The sequence below is a fragment of the Enterococcus sp. DIV0421 genome (assembly GCF_051713745.1).
Lineage (GTDB): Bacteria > Bacillota > Bacilli > Lactobacillales > Enterococcaceae > Enterococcus_D > Enterococcus_D casseliflavus.
Window position 1 is genome coordinate 1,603,361 of the sequence record NZ_JBIOQM010000001.1, and the last position, 24,254, is coordinate 1,627,614.

Sequence of the window (24,254 nt, forward strand, 5' to 3'; positions counted from 1 at the left end):
AAATGGATAAGTATATGGATAAGGTGTTAGTATTTGCAGATAAAATCTCCAACAATCGGTATTTAAAGGCAATTTCAAACGGGTTGATGGCGACGCTGCCGATCAACATTATTGGTTCGATCGCCTTATTGTTAGCAGTTTTGCCGATTCAAGGATGGACAGACTTTATCAATTCGATCAATATTGGCGGCTATTTTTCCGTCGGTTACAGTATGACCGTCGGGGTTATCTCAGTGTACGCTTCCTTTCTGGTCGGTCACCGTTTAGCGACAGAATTTAAGCAATCGGCGGTTCCTGCCGGCATCGTTTCACTGTTTGCCTTTTTGATGATGACGCCAATGGTTACCTTAGAGGAAACAACGACCCTCGACATGAGCAAACTCGGTGCTCAAGGCTTGTTTACCGCTATGATCTGTGGCTTAGTCTTTGCTCGTTTGTACTGCTTTATTTTAGAAAAAAATATCGCCATCAAAATGCCAGCAGGCGTGCCGCAATTTGTGACGGATACCTTCGCCGGTTTGATTCCAGCAATTATTTCTGGGTTTACCGCGATCGTCATTAGCTGGGCATTCAGTTTTACTTCTTATGGCTCATTCTCAGATTTCATCTATCAAATCTTGGCAATGCCGCTGCAAAGCTTGTCTTCTAGTGTAGGTTCGTTGTTATTTATTGTACTGATCCAAATGGTGCTATGGTTCTTCGGTATCCATGGTTCGTTGGTGGTGGGTAGCTTTGTCACCGCTTTGTACTTACCAATGGATGTGGAAAATATGGATGCTTTGGCTAGCGGCGTTGCTCGTTCCGAGTTGCCGAATATTTTGAGCAAGTCGTTTTATGATTTGTTTGCTGGTATTGGTGGGGCTGGGGGAACATTGTCATTGATTATCGTTATTTTGCTGTTGGCGAAATCAAAACAATCACGGACAGTCGCTAACCTGAGTGCCGTTCCTGGATTGTTCACCATTAATGAGCCGGTGATTTTTGGCTTACCGCTGATTTTGAATCCAATCATGGCGATTCCGTTCATATTAACACCATTGGTTCAAGTGCTTGTGGCGTACCTAGCGATCTGGAGTGGGATCGTCCCACGACTTAGTGGCGTACAAGTTCCCTTTGGCACACCGATTTTTCTAAATGGGTTTCTAGCTGGAGGCTGGCAGGTCGCAGTTCTACAAGTCGTTTGCGTTTTGGCAGGCTGCTTGCTGTACATTCCTTTTGTCAAAATATTAGATAAAGGAAAATTAAAAACAGAAGCAGAAGCAGCGCAAGCAGAGGTTCAAACTGAAAGTATCGATCCAGCTGGAGAAACCGTCTGACTTCAGGGGAACAATGCGTAAAAGGCAGGACCTTGTTCTTCTTCAACAAGGGACAAGGTGAATTTTTGCACACTTGATTTCTTAAGACGGTGAATCCAGTCAATGATCGGCCATTCCCGAAAGCAGATAGGCTCTGATTGATCTACTTAGTAATCGAATGGTTCGGGGAAACGCCGATGATCCCAATGCAAATGTGACACAAATAGATTTTTTAATTTTTGATTTTACTCAGTATGGGTCTTTTTAAAAAAAGACCAGCTGCTCCCCCACAATTGCTATCAAGACGTTTTGTTTCTCGGACACAGATCAAAAAGGAGTGTATTATATGACTTTCGCAGAGAAGTTCACCGAAAAAGGCCAGTACTACGCAAGTAAGATTCAGCAAAATAAGTATATGCAAGCAATCTCAATTGGATTGATGACCCTACTGCCAATCATGATCATCGGCGCATTCAGTACACTGTTGTCTTCCATGCAAATCGGGGTTTATCAATCAATGATTGCCCCGTTTCGCGATATTATCGCCTTACCGGCTCAATTTACGACAAATGCATTGGCTATTTATGCCGCTTTTTCCATCGCTTACAAATTGGCAGGCTTATATGGAAAAGAAGGCTTGATCCCTGGGTTTGTTTCCTTGTTTTCCTTTTTAGTCTTAACACCAATCAGTGTTTTTGAAGATGGAGAGCTTGTGATCAATGCCTTGACCTTTGACTGGCTGGGGGCTAGAGGGTTGTTTGCGGCGATGATCGTGGGTGTCTTAACTGCCCGTTTGTATGTGTTTTTTGTCGATAAAAACTTGGTTATCACGATGCCGGAGGGGGTACCACCAACGATTGCCAAAACATTTTCGGGACTGGTTCCAGCAGTGTTAGTAGCAGTCTTATTTACGATAACAGCCGGTTTGTGGAAGATGACGGAATTCGGTAGTTTCCATCAATTTGTATACACGATTCTACAAATTCCACTGCAAAGTCTAGGAGGTTCGATCTGGTCTCTTTGTATTGCATTATTGCTGATGCAACTACTTTGGGTGTTTGGCATTCATGGCGCAGCAGTCGTTTTTGGTATTATTCAGCCAATAATGACGGTACTTAGTCTAGAAAATTTAGCTGCTTATGAAGCGGGAGAACCTATGCCCAATATAGTAACTGGTGCATTTTGGAGCATCTATGCCAACTTTTCAGCGATGCTTGGTTTAATTGTTGTCCTGTTGTTTTTATCAAAAAGCAAACAATTTAAAACGATTGGTAAATTAGGAGCGCCAGGGGCAGTTTTTGGGATTCATGAGCCACTAATTTTCGGATTGCCTATCGTGATGAACCCGATTCTGGCGATCCCCTACATTTTAAGCCCAGTTGTGTGTGTTATTTTAGGCTATATCTTAACCATCACGAATATTTTACCGATTCCTATCGGGATGCAAGTGCCTTTTGGAGCTCCAGTTGTTCTTTCGGGAGTTTTACAAGGAAGTTGGAAACTTGCGGCGGCTCAATTACTGATGATTCCTTTGTGTGCCTTGATCTATTACCCATTTGTCCGCATTTTGGATAAGAAAAATGCCGAACAAGAATTGGCGCAAGAAACGCAAGAAAAAGCAGCAGAACAAAGCATGGATCGAGTGATTTCTTGATGGTTGAAGATCAAAGGGAGTTGCTTAAACGTATAGAAAGGGTCAACAGTAATTGTTAGGAAATTGTTTAATGGCTACTCATAAAAAACTCTTTAAAAGAAGCTAATTTGACAGGGTTTACTGGTTAAATTTCCCCTTTTTTCAAAAGATCGCTGGTTAAAAGAAACCGATTTTATGGTGACAAGCCAATGAGTTAGTGCTATAGTTAAAGAAAGAAAACCCACGTGGATTGTTACTGACTCGATCAGGCAAGACCTAAATAAGAAAGCGCTCTTCTCGTTTTAGCAGCGGCTCTTATTTAGGTTTTTTGTTTTTTATCGGAGATTTTTCAGTAACCAGCTAGGTAGGTTTATCAAAAGAAAACAAAAGGAGAACGAGCAAATGGCAAAATTTCCAGAAAATTTCTTATGGGGCGGCGCGACCGCAGCGAATCAATTAGAAGGGGCGTTTGATCGCGATGGCAAAGGCTTGTCAGTGGCGGATGCAATGCCTGGCGGCAAACAGCGTTTAGCGATTTTAGGCAGTGATACGTTTGATTGGACGATCGATGAGGACAAATACACCTACCCAAATCATCGCGGGATCGACCATTATGACCGTTTCAAAGAAGACATTGCGTTGTTTGCAGAAATGGGCTTCAAGAGCTATCGTTTTTCCATCGCATGGACACGTATCTTTCCAAAAGGCGATGAAACGACACCAAACGAAGCTGGACTGGCATTTTACGATGCGCTGATCGATGAATGTTTGAAATACGGGATCGAGCCAGTGGTTACGATCTCTCACTATGAAATGCCCTTGCATTTAGCCAAAGAATACGGTGGCTGGAAAAATCGAGCATTGATCGATTTCTATGAACGTTTTGCAAAAGTCGTCTTGGAACGGTTCCACAGCAAAGTCAAATACTGGATGACCTTCAATGAGATCAACTCTGCTTTCCATTTCTCCGCATTGAGTCAAGGAATGGTCAACAGCACGGGTGCCAGCGACTTTACAAACGTGATCCAAGCGTGGCACAACCAATTTGTTGCCAGCAGTAAAGCAGTCAAAATCGGCCATGAATTAAACCCAGAGTTACAGATCGGTTGTATGATCATTTATGCAACGACTTACAGCATTGATGCGAACCCAGTCAACCAAGTGGCGACGATGATCCATAATCAAGCCTTCAACTACTACTGTGCCGACGTGCAAGTACGTGGAAAATACCCATCCTTTACGGATCGTTTGTACAAAGAACATGGCGTCAATAAAGAGGATCTTGAGATTACCGAAGAAGACTTAGCCTTGATCGCTGAACATACTGTTGACTATGTTGGCTTCAGCTACTACATGTCTTCTGCCGTGGATATCACCACAGAAGAAGCCGATGAAGTGCAAGGAAACTTGTTGGGCGGCGTCCGCAATCCATTCTTAGAAGCAAGTGAATGGGGCTGGCAAATCGACCCAGAAGGGCTTCGCATCGCGTTGAATGAACTGTATGATCGTTACCAAAAACCGTTGTTTATCGTGGAAAACGGCTTAGGAGCCATTGATACCTTTAACGAAGAAGGAAAGATCGAAGATGATTATCGTATCGATTACTTGCGCCGCCACATTGAAGCAATGGGCGAAGCGATCGCTGATGGCGTAGACTTGATCGGTTACACCCCATGGGGCTGTATCGACCTTGTCAGTGCTTCAACAGGCGAAATGAGCAAACGCTATGGCTTTATCTATGTTGACTTTGATGACGAAGGCAACGGCACGATGGATCGTTCCAAGAAAAAATCCTTCGATTGGTACAAACAAGTCATTGCAACAAACGGAGAAGAGTTGGCCTAAGTGTTTCGTTAGACTCACGGATGACACAGGATCCGTTATAAAAGAAAACCGATCAACGGTGCTCCTATATAGGCGCATCGTTGATCGGTTTTTTGGTGATATTTGGGTTTAACGGGTACGTTCATAGCTGTCTCGTAACAAAGATTGGAGTTGTTTTTCTGATACAGAGCCATCTAGTAATGCGGTGAGCCAATGGTTTTTATTCATGTGATAAGCGGGTAAATAGCCGCGACTTTGATTGATGATCGAAACCATTTCGGGCGCTGCTTTGACATCTAAAATTTCGATCATTTCCGTTCCTTCCAAGCCTAATTTTTGCTTTTCTACAGTCATCAGCAAGCCAAACCATTTACCGCTTTTACGGTGCCGCAAGACTTGGTACTCGGGAAACTTTGCAAATGGATGGTCGATCTGAACATCATTGAAGGTCTGAGCGAAGGCGATCAGCCGGTTTTTAAGATCCATGGGTATCCCTGCCTTTTTATAATAGAAAACTACTTATATTATACCACTGATTCCTTTTACCTAGCGTAACCGTTTCTGATAAAGCATTCGTGCCAAGAACCAGCTCACCACTACGATACCGCCGCACCAGCTAAAGGCACTGATCAAGGTGGTATCTTTCAAGTTTAACAAAAGCCCGCGCAAAGAATGGATGATCGGCGACATTGGTTGGTATTCAGCAAAAATGGCTAACGGACGCGGCATGGTTTCCGTAGGGACGAAACCAGAGCTTAAGTAGGGCAAAAGGGTGATCAAGACAGTAAACAAGGTCGCTGTCTCGGGGCTTTTGGCGATGAGACCAACCAGAACGGAGACCCAAGTAAAGGCGAAGGTGAAGCAAAAGATCAATAGGAAGGCGAGTCCCCAGCCTGTAACTGTGGCTTGGGGGCGAAAACCGATGATCATGGCGACGATCAACACGACCAAGGTGCTGATCAAGCTCCGAAGGGTCGCGGCGAAGACATGGCCGTTTAAAAAGGCTGAGTTAGAGATGTTCAAGGTCATCAGCCGTTCCACCATGCCGGATTTCAAATCTTCCGTCACCGTTACCCCAACGGAGGAGGCGCTTTGGGCGATACATTGGACGAGAACACCAGGAACGACAAAATCGACATAAGAGGTATCGCCGACGTTCATGGCTCCCCCAAAAACATAGACGAAGAGGATCATTAAAATCGCTGGGGTCAAAATCCCACTTAGCAAAGTCTCCATACTGCGAATCGATAGCAAGAGATTGCGTTTGAATAAGGTGTTGGTTTCTATAATTGCTTTCATTGGTTTCCTCCTTGGACAAGTGTTAGAAAAATATCTTCTAACGAAGCATTCTTTTGATTAAAACTGGTGATAGTGATCGGTAGTTGATTGAGTTCCTGCAACAGCGTGAAGGAATGCTGGAAGTCTTGACTGACGGGAAATGCCAGAGAGAGACTGGACTCATTGACTTGCAGCGGAAAATCAGACAGATGCTGACGCACGGTCTGTAAGTGTTCTTTCGTCAATACGCTGATTTCCATCGTTTGTGAAGGGTGCAGTGCTTTGACTTCCGTTGGTGTTCCTTGCAAGATGATTTTCCCTTCATGCAAGATGGCGACTTGGTCTGCTAAAAATTCAGCTTCTTCGAGGTATTGGGTCGTCAGGAAAATCGTTCGTCCTTGAGCGGCGATCTCTTTGATCATGTGCCATGTGGCTAAGCGGTTTTGCGGGTCTAACCCGGTCGTTGGTTCATCCAAAAAGAGCAGGTCAGGTTCGCCGATAAAACTCATGGCGATGTCTAAGCGTCGTCGCATGCCACCAGAATAATTTTTGACTAGTCGGTTGCTGGCATCCACCAAATCAAAACGCTCTAACAAATGTTGGACGATAAACTGTTTGTTTTTGACATGGCGCAAGGCAGCAATCATCAGCAAGTTTTCTCGTCCGGTCAGTTCTTGATCGACGGCGGAAAATTGCCCTGTCAGACTGATTTTTTCGCGAATCGCTGCTGGATCTTTGGTCAAGTCGATCCCATCGATCAGCGCGGTTCCTTGGTCAAAAGGTAGGATAGTGGACAAAATTTTGACTAAAGTGGTTTTTCCAGCGCCGTTTGATCCTAGTAAGACAAATACTTCGCCAGGAGTGACGTCAAAAGTGACCTCTTTCAAAACGGTTTTGTCTTTGAAGCTTTTTTTTAAATGTTTCACGTGAAGCATTTTCTTTTTTATATGGGTATCCATAGCTTTTCCCTCGTTTCTATAAGATAATTCAACTATAAAGGCTCTTCGGGAAAAGCAACTACTTATTTCAATATATTGAAAAAGAAGGTGAAAAAATGAACAATTATGGTGCGACAGTGAAAGAGCTTCGCAAAAGCAAAGGCTTGCTGTTGAAGGAATTAGTGGATGAACAATTGTCGATGTCTTTGCTATCGCAATTTGAAAATGGCAAAACGACGATTTCCTGCGAACGATTTCATCGCTTGCTAGATAAATTGGAAGTGAGTTTTGCCGAGTTTCAGCTGCTGCATACGGGGGAGCATCATTCGGAGGCTCAAAAGCTAATGGTTGACTATGTCCGTTCGATGGGGATCGAATCCATTGATGAAGTACCTAAATTAAAAAAGAAATATCAAAAGCTGACCACGTACTTTCAACAGCATTACTCCTTGGAGCTGGACCACTTCTTACAACTGATCCGTTTTGACTACTTGATGAAAGAGGAGCTTTTTAAAGGGGTGCCCATCGAGGAGGCTTACCTGAAACACAATTACTGTTTGGACTCTGCCAAGCATTACTTGCTGAATACCGATACATGGGGTGTTTATGAGCTGCGGCTGTTTGCCCGCGTAGCAATTTCGATGGAGCCAGCTTTGCTTTGGCGCTGCTTGACGATCGCCATCAAAAAGAGTCAGCGCTTTGCAAAAATTCCTGGCAATGAAGATATTTTGTACAACACGTTTGAGACGGTATTTTCTGTCTTTGCTGTTTTCGACGAGGCGAATTATGCGGAAAAGACCTTTCATTTATGGCGAGATCATGTTTATGAAAAAGAGCACATTGAACAAGCGATCTTTATGCCATTTTTTGAAGGCTGGACATGTCTATTAAAACAAAATAAGGCACAAGCGGCGGACTTGATGCAGCAAACGTTAGATCAGCTGGAAAGATTAGGCATGAAGAACACGTTTGCTATGTATCAATTATTAAGCACATCTGTATTGAAAGAAGAGTTTCCAGGGATTTTATTGAGTGATCCATTGCTTTCTGAAGGAACCCGTTTTGGCTGGGACTAGCTAGAATAAGCTGTATTCCGCTGATGAAAGCGCCTTATGTTTAAGAATCGGAGAGGAAGTGATTAAAAATCAGTAAATGCAAGCAATTTGCTTCTTTTTTACTGATTAGAGGAGTATATTCGAAGTTGGAATTTTTCTTTATTTAGAATTATTTTAATGTACTTTTTATGAAATAGGAGGATGTAGGATGGATATTGTGACACTAGCGCGAATCCAGTTTGCGATGACGACGATTTTTCACTTTTTCTTTGTACCGTTTTCGATCGGAACTGGTGTCGTCGTTGCAATTATGGAGACACTTTATGTGATCAAAAAAGATGAAAAATATCGCCGGATGACGAAGTTTTGGGGAAATATTTTTCTATTGAGTTTTGCTGTCGGGGTCGTGACAGGGATCATTCAAGAATTTCAATTTGGGATGAACTGGTCAGACTATTCTCGTTTTGTCGGGGATATTTTTGGTGCGCCCTTGGCTTTAGAAGCTTTGTTGGCGTTCTTCTTAGAATCGACGTTCTTAGGACTGTGGATCTTTACATGGGATCGGGTCAGTCCCAAGCTGCACGCCACCTTTTTCTGGTTGGTGACGCTAGGTTCGATGCTATCGGCGTTTTGGATCTTAGCTGCCAATAGTTTTATGCAGCATCCAGTGGGGTATACCTTGAACAATGGCCGGGCAGAAATGACTGACTTCGGTGCATTATTGGCAAATCCACAGGTGTGGTATGAGTTTTTACACGTGATCACCGCTGCCATCACGATGGGTGGGATCATTGTTGCTGGTTTATCAGCCTTTCGTCTGTTGAAGAAAGACAAAGACATTGACCGCGACTTCTTCAAAAAATCAATGCGGATCGGTTTTGCGGTGGCATTGTTCGGTTCATTCACCGTCTTGCTAGCCGGGGATGAACAAATGAAATACTTGGTTGAAGAACAACCAATGAAATTTGCCGCAATGGAAGGAACTTATGAAGATACCGGGAGTCCTGCGGCTTGGACTGTCGTTGCTTGGGCGAATGAAGCGGAACATCACCAAGTCTTCGGTATTTCGATTCCCTATATGTTGAGTATCTTAGCCTTCAATGAACCCTTCGGCTCCATCGATGGGATGGATACGGTCAATCAGCAATTGATTGAAACCTACGGCGACCGTAATTACTACCCGCCGGTCAACACACTCTTTTGGAGCTTCCGGATCATGGCTGGTTTTGGTGCGTTGATGTTGTTGGTTTCTGGTCTTGGGTTGTATTTTACGCGTAAGAAGAAACCATGGCTCTTTGAAAAACGCTGGCTGCTTTGGGTAGTGGCGATCACTTTGTTCACCCCATTTATTGCCAATACAGCTGGTTGGCTGATCACGGAGTTAGGACGTTACCCATGGACGGTTTACGGCTTGTTTACGATCGAAGATAGTGTGTCACCAAACGTTTCCGTGACCTCACTCTTGATCTCAAACATCGTTTACTTCCTCTTGTTCTCTGGCTTAGGCGGAACGATGGTCTATCTGGTGAAACGGGAAATGGATCATGGACCTGAAAAAGAAGCCTTCGGCGAAATCAGCCAAGGAGACAACCAAGAAGGGTACGAAGACCCATTTGATAAGGAGGCGTTTGAAGGATGACCGGTCTGCAATTACTATGGTTCACGTTGATTGGGCTTTTATTTTCTGGCTTCTTCTTCTTAGAAGGGTTTGACTTTGGTGTGGGGATGTCTGTGCAGACATTGGCCCACAATGAAGAGGAAAAAGACCAGATCGTTAAAACGATCGGGCCTGTCTGGGATGGCAATGAAGTGTGGCTATTGACCGCTGGCGGAGCGATGTTCGCCTCGTTTCCATACTGGTATGCTTCTTTGTTCAGCGGTTTTTATTTGATTTTGTTATTGATCTTAGTCGGGTTGATCATTCGCGGTGTTTCCTTTGAGTTTCGAGCAAACTTCCCGAAAGAACACAAAAACATTTGGAACTGGACGTTGACGATCGGCAGTACGATCGTACCGTTTTTCTTCGGTCTGATGTTTGTCAGCATGATCCAAGGAATGCCTTTGGGTGAAGATGGCAACATGACGGCAACCTTTACGGATTACGTCAATCCCTTTTCAATCGTTGGCGGGATCGCGTTGACCTTGTTGTGCTACTTGCACGGATTAAACTATATCGCTTTGAAAACGGAAGGTCCGATTCGGGCACGGGCACGCAACTATGCAAGTATTTTTTATGGCATCTTATATGCAGGCTTAGTCGTCTTTGCTGTGATGCTTTACTTCCAAACGGATTTCTTCGAAAATCATTTTGCGACAACGCTTGGTTTGTTGCTCGTGATCGTTGTACTGACACTGATTGCAAATATCGGCGTCTTTAAAGGCAAAGAAATGATGGCTTTCATTGCGAGCGGCTTGACGTTGATCGCTTTGGTGGCATTGATCTTCACAGGGTTATTCCCAAGAGTCTTGATTAGTTCGATCGATTCAAGCTATGACCTGTTGATCGCTGATGCGTCTTCAAGCCGCTACACATTGAAGATCATGAGTTATCTTTCACTGACGATCTTGCCTTTCGTCTTGGCCTATACGGCTTGGAGTTACTATATCTTCCGTAAACGGATCAGTCATACGGAGGCGTTGGAGGGGTATAAATGATTGATAAACAAATCATGAAGCTCCCAGGAATGAAACAACTTTTAGGGCTGCTTGCGGGACTTTCGTTCCTGCAGGCGCTCTTCATTATTGGGCAGGCGTATGGATTGGCACGTGCCATCACTGGCTTATGGGAAGGACGACCATTAGAGGAACAGTGGGGCTGGATTCTGCTGTTCTTTTGTTCGTTTATCGCCCGACAAGCCGTTATCTATTTCCGTTCCAAAAGACTTGATGATTACAGTTACCAGCAAGCCGCCGATCTGCGGGATCAATTGTTGGAGAAATTGTTTCGGGTCGGTCCTCAGATCGCACAACAGCAAGGGACGGGGAATGTAACAACGATGGTCTTGGAAGGGATCAACCAAGTCGAAAACTACTTGAAATTGATTCTTGCCAAAATCATGAATATGTCGATCATTCCTTGGGTCATTTTGGCACTCGTTTTTTATCTGGATTGGGAGTCGGGCTTGGTCTTGCTGTTGGTGTTCCCCTTGATCATCATTTTTATGATCATCTTGGGCTATGCCGCGCAAAGCAAAGCGGAAAAACAATACCGAACGTTTCAATTACTGTCCAATCATTTCATCGACTCCCTGCGAGGGATCGACACCCTGAAATTGTTTGGGGTCAGTAAAAAATATGGCAAGAGTATCTTTGCTTCCAGCGAACGGTTTCGGAAAGCGACGATGGCTTCATTAAAAGTCGGTATTTTATCGACCTTCGCCTTAGACTTTTTCACGACCTTATCGATTGCCGTCGTGGCAGTCTTGCTAGGCTTGCGGCTGATCAATGAAGGAATCTTGCTGTTTCCAGCGTTAACCATCTTGATTTTAGCACCAGAATACTTCTTGCCGATCCGCGACTTTTCCAGTGATTACCATGCAACCTTAGACGGGAAAAATGCGATGACTGCGGTGACGGAGATCTTGCATCAGCCCGAAGCCCAAGTACCGGCAGTAACGGTGCCTCGTTGGCAGGAAGACGCCCAGTTAACGATCGATCAGCTGGCGTTTTCCTACGAGGAAAAAGCGGCTTTGACGGATATCAACTTGAACGTGACTGGCTTCAAAAAGATCGGGATCATCGGTTTGAGCGGTTCTGGCAAGTCTACCTTGATCAATACCTTGAGTGGCTTTCTCGTGCCAGACAGTGGCGAGATCACTCTCGGAGGGGCGAAGACCACGGCCTTTCGCCAAGCAAGCTGGCAAGAACAGCTGATCTATATTCCGCAAAATCCTTATATCTATCGGTTGACCTTGCAGGAAAATGTCGCGTTTTATCAGCCGACAGCTACCAAAGAAGCCGTACTGAAAGCCATTGAAGTGGCAGGCTTGACTGAGCTTTTGGCGGAGCTGCCGCAAGGGTTGGACACGATGTTAGGAGAAGGGGAACGGCATCTAAGTGGCGGACAAGCCCAACGGATCGCTCTAGCCCGTGCCTTTTTAGACCAGCAACGAAAGATTCTTTTGTTTGATGAACCAACGGCTCATTTGGATATTGAAACCGAAGTTGCTTTAAAGGAACGGATGCTACCGCTGATGGAAAACCGTTTAGTCTTTTTTGCAACCCATCGCTTGCACTGGATGGAAGAAATGGATGAAATCATCGTGATGGATCAAGGAAGAATCGTGGAACAAGGAACCTTGGCACAACTGCAGCAAAAGCAAGGTGCTTTTACAGAACTAGTCAATGGAATGAGGAGGGAACAGCTTGAATAAAATCGGCTTATTGCGCTCATTGAAAACTGATACGTGGGTCAAGCCTTTCTTGTCAAAATACAAAAACGTTTTGGCGCTGGCCTTATTCCTAGGCTTCTTGACCTTTTTCTGTGGTGGGGCACTGATGTTTAATTCTGGGTACCTGATCAGCCGCTCGGCATCGATCCCAGAAAACATTCTATTGGTTTACATCCCCATCGTACTGACCCGAGCGTTTGGGATCGGCCGTCCAGTCTTTCGCTATTTGGAACGGTTGACCAGTCATAGCTGGGTCTTGCGCATGACCTCTAATTTACGATTGAAACTGTACAACGTAGTAGAAAAAGATGCGATCTTCTTTAAGCAAGCGCATCGCACAGGGGATATCTTGGGCTTATTGGCAGAAGATATCAACCATATTCAAAACCTGTATTTGCGGACGATCTTTCCTACCGTGATCGCTTGGATCTTGTATGCGTTCTTGATCATTGGACTCGGCTATTTTTCTTGGTGGTTTGCTTTGGTGATGCTGCTGCTATTAGGGATCATCGTCTTTGTCTTGCCGCTTTGGTCGGTGATCATCAACGGCGCGCGGCAAGAAAAGCAAAAACACATGAAAAACAACTTGTATACGACACTGACGGATAATGTATTAGGGGTTTCTGATTGGGTCTTCTCTCAAAGAGGCAGCGAGTACGTGGCTGCCCATAAGGAACTGGAAACGCAGTTGCGGGCGGTGGATGAACAGATGCTGTCCTTTGATCGCCGGCGTGATTTTCTTTTACAAAGCATCTTTGGAGTGATCGCTGTCGCATTGCTGCTTTGGACCAGCATTCGCTTTCCAGGTAACCACGGAGGAGCAGCCAACTGGATCGCTGCCTTTGTCCTGTGTGTCTTTCCTTTAGTTGATGCATTTGCGCCATTACCGTCTGCTGCTCAAGAAACCAATCGCTACAAAGACTCCATCGATCGCTTCAATGCATTGCCAGAAGAAAATCGCCAAGTCTCCATGGAGCAACCGTCAGTACCTGAAGTGACGGGCCTCGTGTCGATCACAGTCAAGGACTTGCATTTTCAGTATCCTGAAGGCAAAGAAGTGCTTCATGGGTTGGATCTAACGATTCCTGCGCATCAAAAACTAGCGATCCTTGGTCGCAGCGGTTCTGGGAAAAGTACATTTGCCTCCTTGTTGCGAGGCGATCTGCAACCGACGCAAGGGTCGATCACCTTAAACGACGTGCCTGTGACGGTATTGAGTGAGTCGATCAGTGACTTGATCGGTGTCATCAATCAAAGTCCCTATCTTTTCCATACGACCGTCTTGAATAATATTCGGCTAGGCAATGAGTCGGCTTCGGAAGAAGAAGTCTGGCGCGTACTGGAGCAAGTCGGGTTGAAAGAAATGGTGGCAGCTTTGCCTAACGGCTTGGCGACGATGGTGGATGAAGCCGGCTTGCGTTTTTCTGGTGGAGAACGCCATCGTTTGGCATTGGCGCGGATCTTGCTAAAAGATACTCCGATCATCTTATTGGATGAGCCAACCGTCGGCTTAGACCCGATCACGGAGCAAGGCGTGCTCGAAACCTTTTTCCAAGTGCTGGAGAACAAAACGATCATTTGGATCACCCACCACTTGCAAGGAATTTCGATGATGGACCGTGTGCTCTTTATTGAAGATGGTCAGTTGACCATGAGCGGAACACCTGCCGAATTGGCAGCAGAAAACAAACATTTTCAACACTTATTGGCCATTGACCAAGGACGACGATAAAAAAAGAGCGTCCATCAATCAGTGATGGACGCTTTTCTTCTCATTGCTCTATGGCTCAGTAATTGCGCTGCAAGAGCAGTTCAGTTAATGAACGAATTTTGGCTTTGCTAGGTGCTTCGGGCAGCAGATCGATGTCGTCTAAGGCTTTTTGCGTGTAGGTGACCGCGAAAGCGCGCGCTTTTTCAACACCGCCGTAACGGACGACAAGATCCGCAACTTCTTGGGCTTCTGCCAAGGAGAGTGCTGCTTTTTTATTCAAATAAGGAGCGAATGCTGCAGGTGCCTGTTCTTTGGCAAATAGCAGCGGTAAGGTATAGACTCCTTGTGCCAAATCTTCTAGAATCGGTTTTTTCAAAGTGCCGCTATCAGAGGTGTAGTCGAGAATATCGTCGAATACTTGAAAGGCGATCCCGATGTTGCGACCGATCTCACCCGCCCGCTCTTGGTTTTCTGTGTCGAGGCCGCCAAAATGAGCGCCTTCGAGACAAGCGAGCCAAAACAGTTCAGCGGTTTTGCCGTTGATGCTTTGCAGATAGTCGTCAATCGATTCATGGATGTTGTAGCGAGTGTGCATTTGATCAAGTTCACCTAAAAGGAGTCGTTTCATGGCTTGTGCGTTGGTTTTTAAAAACGGGGAGCCATTCATACTTTCGATCAAAAGCTCAAAAAATTGGGTGAACAAAAGATCACCCGTGTAGACCGCGATATCCTTGCCGTATTTGGCTTGAACAGTGACTTGACTGCGCCGCAGCGGCGAATCGTCAATGATGTCGTCGTGGATCAAAGTGGCCATGTGTAAAATTTCTAGAGAAGCAGCAATTTTTGTTAATTGGTCGGTTTTTTTATAATGGGGATCGCCTAAGTCAGCAAACAAAAAAAAGAGCGCTGGCCGCAGCATTTTTCCACCTGAATAAGTAAAGTCGATCAAAACATCTTGTATCTCTTTGTTACGAACAGTAACGTGTTCTTCAATGATGGAACATACGGTTTTCAATCGTTGTTCGATCGTCGGATAATCGATCCAAAAGTCAAACATAGTATAACCCTTTCTAACAGTCATTCAGCCCTTATTCTAGCGTAAAGGGGCGTGATTGACTAGTTTAATGCACTCACTAAAGGAGGTGAAGTTGTGACGCTACCTGTATTTTTAGAACTTGTCGAATTTAAAGCAAAAACCGCCAGTATTTTGCCATTTTTCATTGGTGTCTGCTACAGCTGGTACAATTATCAAACGATTCATCTTGGCTATGTCCTATTGTATTTCATTGCCATGCTGATCTTCAATATGGCGGTGGATATTTTAGATAACTACAACGATTACCATCATGCCACAGAAGGGCATGATTACAAAGAAAAGACCAATATCATTGGTCGGGAACAGTTGTCTGTCAAATTGGTTTTTTGGTTGATGGTCTCCATGATCATCGTTTCCGCCGCCATGGGAATCGCCTTGGCAATGGTGGTTGGTTGGCCGCTCTTTTGGATGGGACTGTATTGTTACCTAGTCGGGATCTTTTATTCCTCTGGTCCACGGCCGCTTTCTAGTTTGCCTTTAGGCGAGTTCTTTTCTGGCTTTACGATGGGCTTTATGATCTCATTGATCTGTGTCTACCTTAATGCCTATCAAACCTTTGAATGGAACATTGCCACGATTGGCAGTATTTTCTTGATCTCATTACCCAACACATTATGGATCGCCAACTTGATGCTGGCAAACAACATTTGTGATCTGGAAGAGGATGAAAAAAATGAGCGCTATACGCTGGTGCATTACCTTGGTAAAGCCCGTGCGTTGAAATTATTTATCACGATGAACGTCTTGGCGTTTGTTGCGATCATTGCCTCAGTTGCCCTCAACATTGCGCCTTGGTCACTGGTTCTGACCTTTTTCGCGGCGCCCTTTGTCTGGCAACAGACAAAACGATTTATGCAAAAACAAATCAAAAGAGAGACCTTCATTTGTGCCGTTCGGATCCTTGCGGTCGGAGCATGCGTACAAGTGCTGAGTTTTGCGATTGGTTTGATTTTATAATTTTTACAGCAAAGAAAGGAAGTAAGGAAACATGAAGGAAGTTGTCATTTTAGGAGCAGGGTATGCTGGATTGCGAGCATTGCACGTACTGCAAGGAGCAAAAGAAGCGTTTCACATCACATTGATCGACAAAAACGATTATCATTATGAGGCAACCGATCTTCATGAAGTTGCGGCCGGTACGCAACCAAGAGACCGCATTTGCTATCCCATCAATGATGTCGTTCGTCCCCAAAAGACGAGCTTTGTTCAAAAGGAAGTGGCGTCGATCGATCGTAACCAGCAAGTGATCGTTTTTAAAGATCAATCCACGTGCACGTATGATTATTTGATCGTGGCATTAGGCTTTGAATCAGAATCATTTGGGATCCCTGGTGTCGAGGAGCATGCGTTGGAAATGGTGGATGTCGACTCCGCAGAAAACATCTATCATCATTTGTTGAAACAAATGAAGGCATACAAAGAAACACAAAATCCTGACTACCTAAAAATCGTTGTCTGCGGTGCTGGTTTCACTGGAATCGAATTGCTAGGTTCATTGGTGGAAAACCGTAAAACCTTCGCGAAAGCAGCAGGTGTCAAACCAGAAGACATCAAACTGTACTGTGTCGAAGCAGTGACTCGTTTATTACCGATGTTTGATGAAAAACTATCGGATTACGGGATCAAAAATCTCGTTAAATGGGGCGTAAACTTCCTGACTGGTAAACCCATCAAAGCAATCAAACCAGGTGTCGTTGTCTATCAAAATGATGCCGATACAGGAGCAACAGCAGAATTATCAGCCAAAACCATCGTTTGGACCACAGGCGTCAGCGGCAGCCATGTGATGGCTGAATCAGACTTTTCTGCTCGTCGTGGTCGCGTGATGGTCAATCAAGACCTAACAGACCCTGATCATAGTAACGTCTATGTTGTCGGTGATGTTTCAGCAGTCATGGACCCAGCGACCAATCGCCCGTATCCAACAACGGCTCAAATCGCTTTGAAGATGGGGCAGCATGCGGGTAAAAACATCTTACGTCAAATGAACGGGGAAAAACCAGCAGATTTCCACTTTGAATCATTAGGTTCAGTGGCATCGATCGGCAATACCCATGCCTTTGGCTTAGTAGGGAAAATGGGCATCAAAGGCTATCCCGCTTCCGTGGTGAAAAAAGCCATTATGGATCGTTCCTTGTACCAAACCGGTGGGGTCAAAGAAGTATTGGCGAAAGGCCGCTTCGACTTTTATCATTGAGCAATAGAAACAGCAGACTGCGAGGGTGACCTCGCAGTTTTTTTTCAAAAAAAGCAGCAGTGGTATCCCCCAGACTACTTTTTTCTCCCAGAAACTGCTATGATAGCCAAAAGAACAGAACAAAGGAGCAAGGACAATGCCAGAAGGCCAACGAGTGTTACAGGGAATGGGAACGGTGATCACGATTTGGGTGCAGCATGAAACCCCAGAAGTGATCTTAGAGGAAGCAGCCCAAAGAGCTGCGGCCTTTGAACAGCGTTTTAGTGCCAATGACCCGACGTCTGAGTTGATGCAGATCAATCAGCAGGCAGGACAAGGAGCGATCGCTGCCACACAGGAATTGTTTGAATTGATCGCACTAGGGAAAGCCCATAGCGTACCCAAAGATAGCTACTTAAATATTGCCATCGGTCCTTTGGTGCAGGAATGGCGGATCGGGTTCCAAGATGCTCATCTACCAACGCCTGAGAAAATCGCGGAGCTGCTGCCAAAGACTGATCCTGCCAAGATCATTTTGGATGAAACGCTGCAGACCGTCGGGTTAGCTGCTGGCATGAAGCTTGATCTAGGGGCTGTGGCAAAAGGATATTTTGCTGATTTGTTGATGACCTATTTCAAACAGGTTGGTGTCACAGCCGCTTTGATCGATCTTGGAGGCAATGTGGTGACTTACGGCGATGCCCCGAGCCATCAAGATGGCTATTGGCGGATCGGGATCCAAAACCCTTTCCTACCAAGAGGGAATTTTGTCGCAGCGTTGAAGGTTCGTAATCAATCAGTCGTTACATCAGGGATCTATGAACGAACCTATCAGGTAGCGGGCAAGACCTATCATCATATTTTTGATCGAGATACGGGCTATCCGTTAGAGTCAGCCATTGCCAGTGTCACGATTCTCTCCGACCAATCGGTTGATGGAGAGATTTGGACGACCCGCTTGTTCGGCAAAGAGCCACAAGCCATCTTGCAGGAGCTGGCGCCGTTAGAAGGAATCACTGGGTTAGTCATTACCAAACATGGAGAGTTGATCTATCCGCAAGAATTAGCCCGTTTGATCGAAACGCCAACAGCAGAATGAAAACAAGCAGCGATCACCTAGGAATATAGGTGGTGGCTGCTTGTTTTTTTGTAAAAAGAAAGCTAGACGTGTTGCAAAAAGGTCTCGATCAAGTCGGCTTCGCTGTTTGACAATGCCCGTTCGGCTTGATGGGCAATAAAATAGGTGAGGGACAAGAGTTCCTCTGGCATCGGATAAAGATTAAAAGGGGTCGCAGTCGCTGCTTGCAGCACGCTTTCGGGTACGATCGCAATCCCGAGGTTGTTTTCTGCCAATGCTGCTGCTGTATAAATATTGCTGCTTTCTATGAGAACGGTCGCCTCTACTTTGTATTTTTGCAGCAATTGATCGATTTGACGCCGAATCGCCGAGCCGCTGGCAGTCAAAATCAACGGACTTTGCAGCAAGTCTTTGACTGCCAATGAATCAGGTGCTAAATACCGCTTCTCTGGTTGATACAGGGGAGAACAAGGCGGAATGATCGCTAGATACCGTTCTTGATTGGTACTGTGGACTGTTAGATTCGGTGCGATCGTCTCAGGATTTTGTCCGATAAAAAAGTCCAGCTGCCCATTCAACAGTCGTTTTTCATTGTGCTTCGGCAGGTCTTCCCGTAAGAAAAAGTGCACGCTGGGATAGTGTTCATAATATGCAGGCAAAAAGAGTGGCAGCAGATAGGAACCAAGGCTGGGCAAGATGCCTAAGCGCAAAGAACGCTTCTCGGTCGCGGTATACCAAGACAGCCGACTTTTCAATTTGGCAGACTCTGTTTCCAAGGTTTCCAGATATTGATAATAGATTTTACCAGCTTCCGTCAGTTGGAAATGACCCGGCTGCCGATTGATGATGGGGGTCCCTAGCTCTTGTTCGGCACGTTTCACGGTTTGTGTCAAGTAAGGCTGTGAGATGTAGAGGTCTTTGGCGGCTTTGGTATAGTTGCTATGCTTTAACAAGGTATCGAGGTATTGCAGCATCAGATGGGAATCTTTAAGTGCCATTGCGTGGTCCTCCTAGTCATTTTTTTCATTATAACAAATTTGTTATTGATAGATAGTTAAATAAATATTTCACAAATAAAGAATTCAGTCGTACACTAAATGGGTACTTGGGGAAGATTTTTTTGTTTAGGAAGAAGCCTTTCATCTCAGTAGGTCTTAAAAACCAACTTGAGAAACGATTGAAAAAAGAAATCAAAGCCAATGGTCAAAAACTTTTTATTTATTGTTAAATGTTAAATTATTCACAATTAGGAGAGATGATAATGAAATTGATTGGAATCGTAGGAACCAACTCGACGCGTTCGACCAACCGTCGCTTACTGCAATTTATTCAAAGCCATTTTAGTGACCAAGCGGAGATCGAACTTTGCGAAATCAGTGATCTGCCAGCATTTAATGAACCAGAAGATCGGACGGCACCAGCGGCAGTTCAAGCCTTGTCAGAGAATATCGAAGCAGCAGATGGGGTGATCATCAGTACACCAGAATACGATCACTCGATCCCAGCGGTGCTAAAAAGCATGATTGAATGGCTTTCTTATACGACGCGGCCTTTGATCGATAAACCAGTGATGATCACGGGTGCTTCTCTTGGTGCATTAGGTTCATCGAGAGCCCAAGCCCATTTGCGTCAGATCTTAGATGCACCAGAAGTAAAAGCTCGAATCATGCCGAGTGCGGAATTTTTATTAGGGCACTCCATGCAAGCCTTCGATGAACAAGGAAACTTGCTCGATAGCGAAAAAGTTGCCGAACTAGAAGATTGTTTCAATGAATTTGTCTTGTTTGTCGAAATCACGAACCGTCTGGTCAGTGAATATTCAACGGCTAAAGAACGAGCAAAGAAATTTTCGTGGGAACAAGCATAAGAAAGAGAGGAACCAGTCATGAAATTTGTCGGCCTAATCGGAACGAACGCCAAAAAATCCACCAATCGCCAATTAGTGGCGTTTATGCAGCGAGAATTTGCTGCCCTAGCAGAAATTGAACTACTGGAAATCAAGGATGTTCCAATGTTCAATGAAACACAAGATCAAACCAATAGTGAAGTGATCCAACGGTTAAATAGCAAGATTTTAGCAGCCGATGGGGTGATCATTGCGACACCAGAGCATAACCATTCGATTCCTTCCGCATTGAAAAGCGTCTTGGAATGGCTCTCCTTCAATCTCCATCCCTTTGATGGCAAACCAGTGATGATCGTCGGTGCATCCTACGATGTACAAGGCTCTTCGCGAGCACAGCTTCATTTGCGCCAAATCCTTGATGCACCGGGTGTCAATGCGACAGTCATGCCAGGAAATGAGTTCTTGTTGGGACGTGCGCATCAAGCCTTTGATGAACAAGGCAATTTAAAAGATCAACGAACGGTCGATTTTTTGGAAAGCTGTTTCCGCAAGTTTGTTCGGTTTACGGAAGTCGCTAATTTGTTGAACGTACCAGAAGAAGTCGTTTATGAGCCTGGCGAATACACCGTCACAGCACCAGGACATAACGGGGATCTACCAATGGTCGTCAAATTGAGTGAAGAACGGATCGAAGCTATCGATATCGATACTTCTGGTGAATCCGAAGGGATCGCTGATGTCGTTTTCGTACGGATTCCTCAAGAGATCATTGAAGGGCAAACCTTAAATGTCGATGCGATCTCTGGTGCTTCGGTTACTAGTAACGGTGTCGTTGATGGCGTAGCAAAAGCCGTGAAAATGGCTGGTGCGAACCCAGATGTCTTGCGCAAACGTCCAAAAGCCGCCAGTGCTTTGCAAACAGAAGATGAAACGTATACCACCGATGTCGTTGTAGTAGGTGGCGGCGGCGCGGGTCTGAGTGCGGCTGCCAGTGTGCTGCAAGCCAATAAAGATGTGATCTTAGTAGAAAAATTCCCAGCGATCGGTGGCAATACTGTACGTACTGGCGGACCGATGAATGCCGCGGATCCAAAATGGCAAAACGGCTTTTCCGCATTGCCTGGCGAACGCAGTGCTTTAGAAGAAGTGCTGACGATCGATGAGCAAGAGATCGATGCAGAATACTTACCAGACTTCAAAGCTTTGAAGGCACAAATCACTGCGTATCTTTCAGAAACGACGCCAGAAAAAGAATACTTGTTTGATTCTGCTTTGTGGCATCGAATTCAAACCTATTTAGGCGGAAAACGCAAAGATTTGAATGGTCAACCGATCTATGGGAAATACGAGCTAGTGAAGATCTTGACGGATCAAGCATTGGACTCAGTGAAATGGCTAGAAGAAATCGGCGTAGAATTTGATATGAACAATGTCGATATGCCAGTAGGAGCGAAATGGCGCCGAGGACATAAACCAGTCAAAAACGAAGGGTATGCCTTTGTCTCTGCTTTGCATCAATTCGTGAAAGAACATGGGGGAACGATCTTAACCGATACGCCTGTCAAAGAATTATTGATCGAAGATGGCAAGGTTACTGGAATCATCGGGGAAGGCCGTAACGGTCAAAAAGTCACGATCCATGCCAAAGCAGTGATTTTAGCTTCTGGTGGGTTCGGAGCGAATACGAAAATGTTGAAACAATACAATACCTATTGGACAGAGATCGAAGACGATATCAAAACGTCAAATTCCCCAGCGATCACTGGTGACGGGATCAAACTAGGGGAAAGTGCTGGCGCGGACCTTGTTGGCATGGGCTTTTCGCAAATGATGCCCGTATCTGATCCAAACACAGGGGCTTTGTTCAGTGGCCTGCAAGTGCCACCTGCTAACTTTGTGATGGTCAATCAAAAGGGTGAACGCTTTGTCAATGAATACGAAAGCCGCGATGTATTGACCCAAGCGGCGATCGATAATGGCGGATTGTTCTATTTGATCGCGGATGAAGAGATCAAGAAAACCGCTTATAACACGAGCCAAGAAAAAATCGATAAGCAAGTAGCTGCTGGTACGCTGTTCCGCAGTGAGACCTTAGCTGGCCTGGCAGAGCAGATCAATGTTGATCCAGCCGTCTTAGAGGCGACCGTTGCGAAATACAACAGCTATGTGGATGCTGGGAAGGACCCAGAGTTTGGCAAAGATGTCTTCGACTTGAAAGTGGAAAAAGCACCTTTCTATGCCACACCAAGAAAACCAGCGGTTCACCACACGATGGGGGGATTGAAGATCGATCCGCAAACCCATGTGTTGACGAAGGAAGATCAAATCATTGAAGGGCTGTATGCAGCGGGGGAAGTTGCTGGGGGGATCCATGCTGGCAATCGCTTAGGCGGCAACTCGTTGACAGATATCTTTACTTTTGGCCGAATTGCTGGAAAGACAGCAGTCGCAGAACATCTCGAATAAAAAGCCTTGCGCGTTGTGTCTCGTCACGCGCGCTAGCTTTTGAAAAAACATGTGAATAAAGTAACATGCTTAAAGCAAAGGAGAGAAAAAATGGAAACAAAAATCAATCGTTGGCTGATTCTGATCGCTTCGACCGCGGTATTGCTGTGTACGGGCGCTGTTTACGCCTTTAGTGTTTTTGCAGGACCTCTTAGTCAATTAAAAGGCTGGTCCATGGAAGAGATCATGTTAGCCTTTACCATCAATGCCGCAGTTGGCCCGATTACCATGATTTTGGGTGGTTTGCTGACAGACCGAGGAGCCGCTAGATGGGTCATCGCTGGTGGAGGCGTGTTGTTCGGAGCGGGCTTCTTCCTGACGGGATTGGTCAACTCACCCGCCATGCTGTACCTGACCTATGGAGTCTTTGCTGGTTTAGGGCAAGGCTTTGCCTATTCGGCTTGTTTAAGCAATACGATTCGGCTATTCCCAGATAAACGGGGACTGGCGTCGGGCTTGATCACAGCAGGTATGGGTGGGGCAGCGATTATTGCCGCACCGATTGCAAATCGTTTGATCGAATCACAAGATGTACTAGCAGCGTTTCGGATTTTAGGGATCGCCTATATCGTGATCGTCTTAGTGGCTAGTCTGTTTATTCGCAAGGCACCAGAAGATTATCGCCCAGCAGGTTGGCAACCAGCGGCGCAAGGAAAAAATGGCCCACAAATCAATCTGAATTGGTTGGACATGCTAAAGACCCCAACCTTCTACTTGATTATCGTTATGTTAGGGGCAGGGGCTTTCTCAGGTTTGATGATTGCTTCTAACGCATCGGTGATCGGGCAAAGTATGTTCGGTTTGACGGCAGCCGCCGCTGCCTTTTATGTCAGCTTGTACTCATTGAGCAACTGTTTTGGTCGTGTCCTTTGGGGCACCGTTTCTGATAAAATTGGTCGGACGAATACGTTGATGATCATCTATGGCGTGGTGGCATTGTCCTTATTCCTATTGACACTTGGTCAGACAACCGTGATCTTCACTGTCGGGATCATCGGTTTAGGACTGTGCTTCGGGGGCGTGATGGGGGTTTTCCCATCGATCGTTATGGAAAATTACGGACCGATCAATCAAGGAGTCAACTATGGAATCGTCTTTATTGGTTATTCTACGGCGGCATTCTTTGGGCCTAGAGTGGCAGCAGCAATCGCTGAAAGCAACCAAGGAGATTATACAAAAGCCTTTTATACGGCAATTTTCTTGGCGGTTTTTGGGCTCGTTCTCAACATTGGCTATGCGATGCTGAAAAAAGCCAAAAAGCCTGCACCTGTTATTAAATAACAATTCACCCAAAGCAGTCTTTTTGATAAAGGCTGCTTTTTTGGTGCCAAAACCACTCTTTTTTCTTTTTTTAAAACAGAGGATTGGCGGATGAAGCAAAAGAGAAAACTGTTTCATAGCAAGAAATTATCTCGTTGATTTCACTGT

Annotated in this window: 19 protein-coding genes; 14 read left to right on the top strand and 5 right to left on the bottom strand. The window is 45.3% G+C overall.

Going from position 1 to position 24,254, the window contains the following annotated elements; all coding sequences use genetic code 11:
* The first annotated feature begins 2 nt into the window (after positions 1 to 2).
* From IGI96_RS07805 to IGI96_RS07815, 3 genes are all read left to right on the top strand, one after another.
* Positions 3 to 1,316: a PTS sugar transporter subunit IIC gene (locus tag IGI96_RS07805; RefSeq protein ID WP_086338869.1), complete on the top strand. Its 1,314-nt coding sequence runs from the start codon at positions 3 to 5 to the stop codon at positions 1,314 to 1,316.
* A 325-nt stretch (positions 1,317 to 1,641) separates the two neighbouring features.
* Positions 1,642 to 2,949: a PTS sugar transporter subunit IIC gene (locus tag IGI96_RS07810; RefSeq protein ID WP_010748511.1), complete on the top strand. Its 1,308-nt coding sequence runs from the start codon at positions 1,642 to 1,644 to the stop codon at positions 2,947 to 2,949.
* Between the two features lie 381 nt (positions 2,950 to 3,330).
* The gene (locus IGI96_RS07815) at positions 3,331 to 4,773 is read left to right on the top strand and encodes a glycoside hydrolase family 1 protein (RefSeq protein ID WP_005226517.1); all 1,443 of its coding nucleotides are present in this window, start codon (positions 3,331 to 3,333) and stop codon (positions 4,771 to 4,773) included.
* Between the two features lie 108 nt (positions 4,774 to 4,881).
* Here the strand turns inward: IGI96_RS07815 and IGI96_RS07820 are convergent, their stop codons facing one another.
* The 3 genes from IGI96_RS07820 to IGI96_RS07830 are packed head-to-tail and all read right to left on the bottom strand — an operon-like array spanning position 4,882 to position 6,989.
* Positions 4,882 to 5,238 (bottom strand): MmcQ/YjbR family DNA-binding protein, encoded by a 357-nt coding sequence (locus tag IGI96_RS07820; protein WP_010748512.1) that lies wholly within the window; start codon positions 5,236 to 5,238, stop codon positions 4,882 to 4,884.
* 60 nt (positions 5,239 to 5,298) lie between these two features.
* A complete protein-coding gene (locus IGI96_RS07825) occupies positions 5,299 to 6,051 on the bottom strand; it encodes an ABC transporter permease (RefSeq protein WP_086338870.1) in 753 nt (250 codons plus the stop codon).
* Complete coding sequence (locus IGI96_RS07830) at positions 6,048 to 6,989, bottom strand: ABC transporter ATP-binding protein (protein ID WP_086338871.1); 942 nt, start codon at positions 6,987 to 6,989, stop codon at positions 6,048 to 6,050. Before IGI96_RS07830 ends, IGI96_RS07825 begins: the two co-directional genes overlap by 4 nt.
* A gap of 95 nt (positions 6,990 to 7,084) precedes the next feature.
* On the opposite strand from IGI96_RS07830, the gene IGI96_RS07835 reads away from it, so the two are divergent.
* The 5 genes from IGI96_RS07835 (at position 7,085) to cydC (ending at position 14,146) form a co-directional block, all read left to right on the top strand.
* Positions 7,085 to 8,044, top strand: a complete 960-nt coding sequence (locus IGI96_RS07835; protein WP_015508714.1) for a helix-turn-helix domain-containing protein — start codon at positions 7,085 to 7,087, stop codon at positions 8,042 to 8,044.
* Positions 8,045 to 8,231: 187 nt separating this feature from the next.
* The gene (locus IGI96_RS07840) at positions 8,232 to 9,662 is read left to right on the top strand and encodes a cytochrome ubiquinol oxidase subunit I (RefSeq protein WP_005226527.1); all 1,431 of its coding nucleotides are present in this window, start codon (positions 8,232 to 8,234) and stop codon (positions 9,660 to 9,662) included.
* Positions 9,659 to 10,678, top strand: coding sequence for a cytochrome d ubiquinol oxidase subunit II (cydB, locus tag IGI96_RS07845; protein WP_005226530.1), 1,020 nt, complete (start codon positions 9,659 to 9,661; stop codon positions 10,676 to 10,678). Before IGI96_RS07840 ends, cydB begins: the two co-directional genes overlap by 4 nt.
* Positions 10,675 to 12,396: a thiol reductant ABC exporter subunit CydD gene (gene cydD, locus IGI96_RS07850; RefSeq protein ID WP_005226535.1), complete on the top strand. Its 1,722-nt coding sequence runs from the start codon at positions 10,675 to 10,677 to the stop codon at positions 12,394 to 12,396. The genes cydB and cydD overlap by 4 nt, the downstream gene beginning before the upstream one ends.
* Entirely contained in the window at positions 12,389 to 14,146 is a 1,758-nt protein-coding gene (gene cydC, locus IGI96_RS07855) for a thiol reductant ABC exporter subunit CydC (protein WP_086338872.1), read from the top strand. The genes cydD and cydC overlap by 8 nt, the downstream gene beginning before the upstream one ends.
* A 55-nt stretch (positions 14,147 to 14,201) precedes the next feature.
* Here cydC and IGI96_RS07860 read toward each other — a convergent pair whose 3' ends face one another.
* On the bottom strand, positions 14,202 to 15,182 hold the full coding sequence (locus IGI96_RS07860; RefSeq protein WP_005226544.1) for a polyprenyl synthetase family protein: 981 nt from the start codon (positions 15,180 to 15,182) through the stop codon (positions 14,202 to 14,204).
* Positions 15,183 to 15,275: 93 nt separating this feature from the next.
* Here IGI96_RS07860 and IGI96_RS07865 point away from each other — a divergent pair, with 93 nt between their 5' ends.
* The 3 genes from IGI96_RS07865 (at position 15,276) to IGI96_RS07875 (ending at position 18,496) form a co-directional block, all read left to right on the top strand.
* The gene (locus IGI96_RS07865; protein WP_005226546.1) at positions 15,276 to 16,178 is read left to right on the top strand and encodes a prenyltransferase; all 903 of its coding nucleotides are present in this window, start codon (positions 15,276 to 15,278) and stop codon (positions 16,176 to 16,178) included.
* A gap of 31 nt (positions 16,179 to 16,209) precedes the next feature.
* On the top strand, positions 16,210 to 17,418 hold the full coding sequence (locus tag IGI96_RS07870) for an NAD(P)/FAD-dependent oxidoreductase (RefSeq protein ID WP_015508719.1): 1,209 nt from the start codon (positions 16,210 to 16,212) through the stop codon (positions 17,416 to 17,418).
* 136 nt (positions 17,419 to 17,554) lie between these two features.
* Entirely contained in the window at positions 17,555 to 18,496 is a 942-nt protein-coding gene (locus IGI96_RS07875) for an FAD:protein FMN transferase (RefSeq protein WP_086338873.1), read from the top strand.
* Positions 18,497 to 18,558: 62 nt separating this feature from the next.
* On the opposite strand, the gene IGI96_RS07880 is transcribed toward IGI96_RS07875, so the two are convergent.
* Entirely contained in the window at positions 18,559 to 19,473 is a 915-nt protein-coding gene (locus tag IGI96_RS07880) for a LysR family transcriptional regulator (RefSeq protein WP_086338874.1), read from the bottom strand.
* Between the two features lie 263 nt (positions 19,474 to 19,736).
* Here IGI96_RS07880 and IGI96_RS07885 point away from each other — a divergent pair, with 263 nt between their 5' ends.
* From IGI96_RS07885 to IGI96_RS07895, 3 genes are all read left to right on the top strand, one after another.
* The gene (locus IGI96_RS07885) at positions 19,737 to 20,342 is read left to right on the top strand and encodes an NADPH-dependent FMN reductase (RefSeq protein ID WP_438784991.1); all 606 of its coding nucleotides are present in this window, start codon (positions 19,737 to 19,739) and stop codon (positions 20,340 to 20,342) included.
* A gap of 18 nt (positions 20,343 to 20,360) precedes the next feature.
* The gene (locus IGI96_RS07890) at positions 20,361 to 22,787 is read left to right on the top strand and encodes a flavocytochrome c (RefSeq protein WP_086338876.1); all 2,427 of its coding nucleotides are present in this window, start codon (positions 20,361 to 20,363) and stop codon (positions 22,785 to 22,787) included.
* Between the two features lie 90 nt (positions 22,788 to 22,877).
* Positions 22,878 to 24,107 carry an L-lactate MFS transporter gene (locus IGI96_RS07895; protein ID WP_005226552.1) on the top strand — a complete coding sequence of 410 codons (1,230 nt, stop codon included), beginning with the start codon at positions 22,878 to 22,880 and terminating at the stop codon, positions 24,105 to 24,107.
* The last annotated feature ends 147 nt before the right edge of the window (positions 24,108 to 24,254 follow it).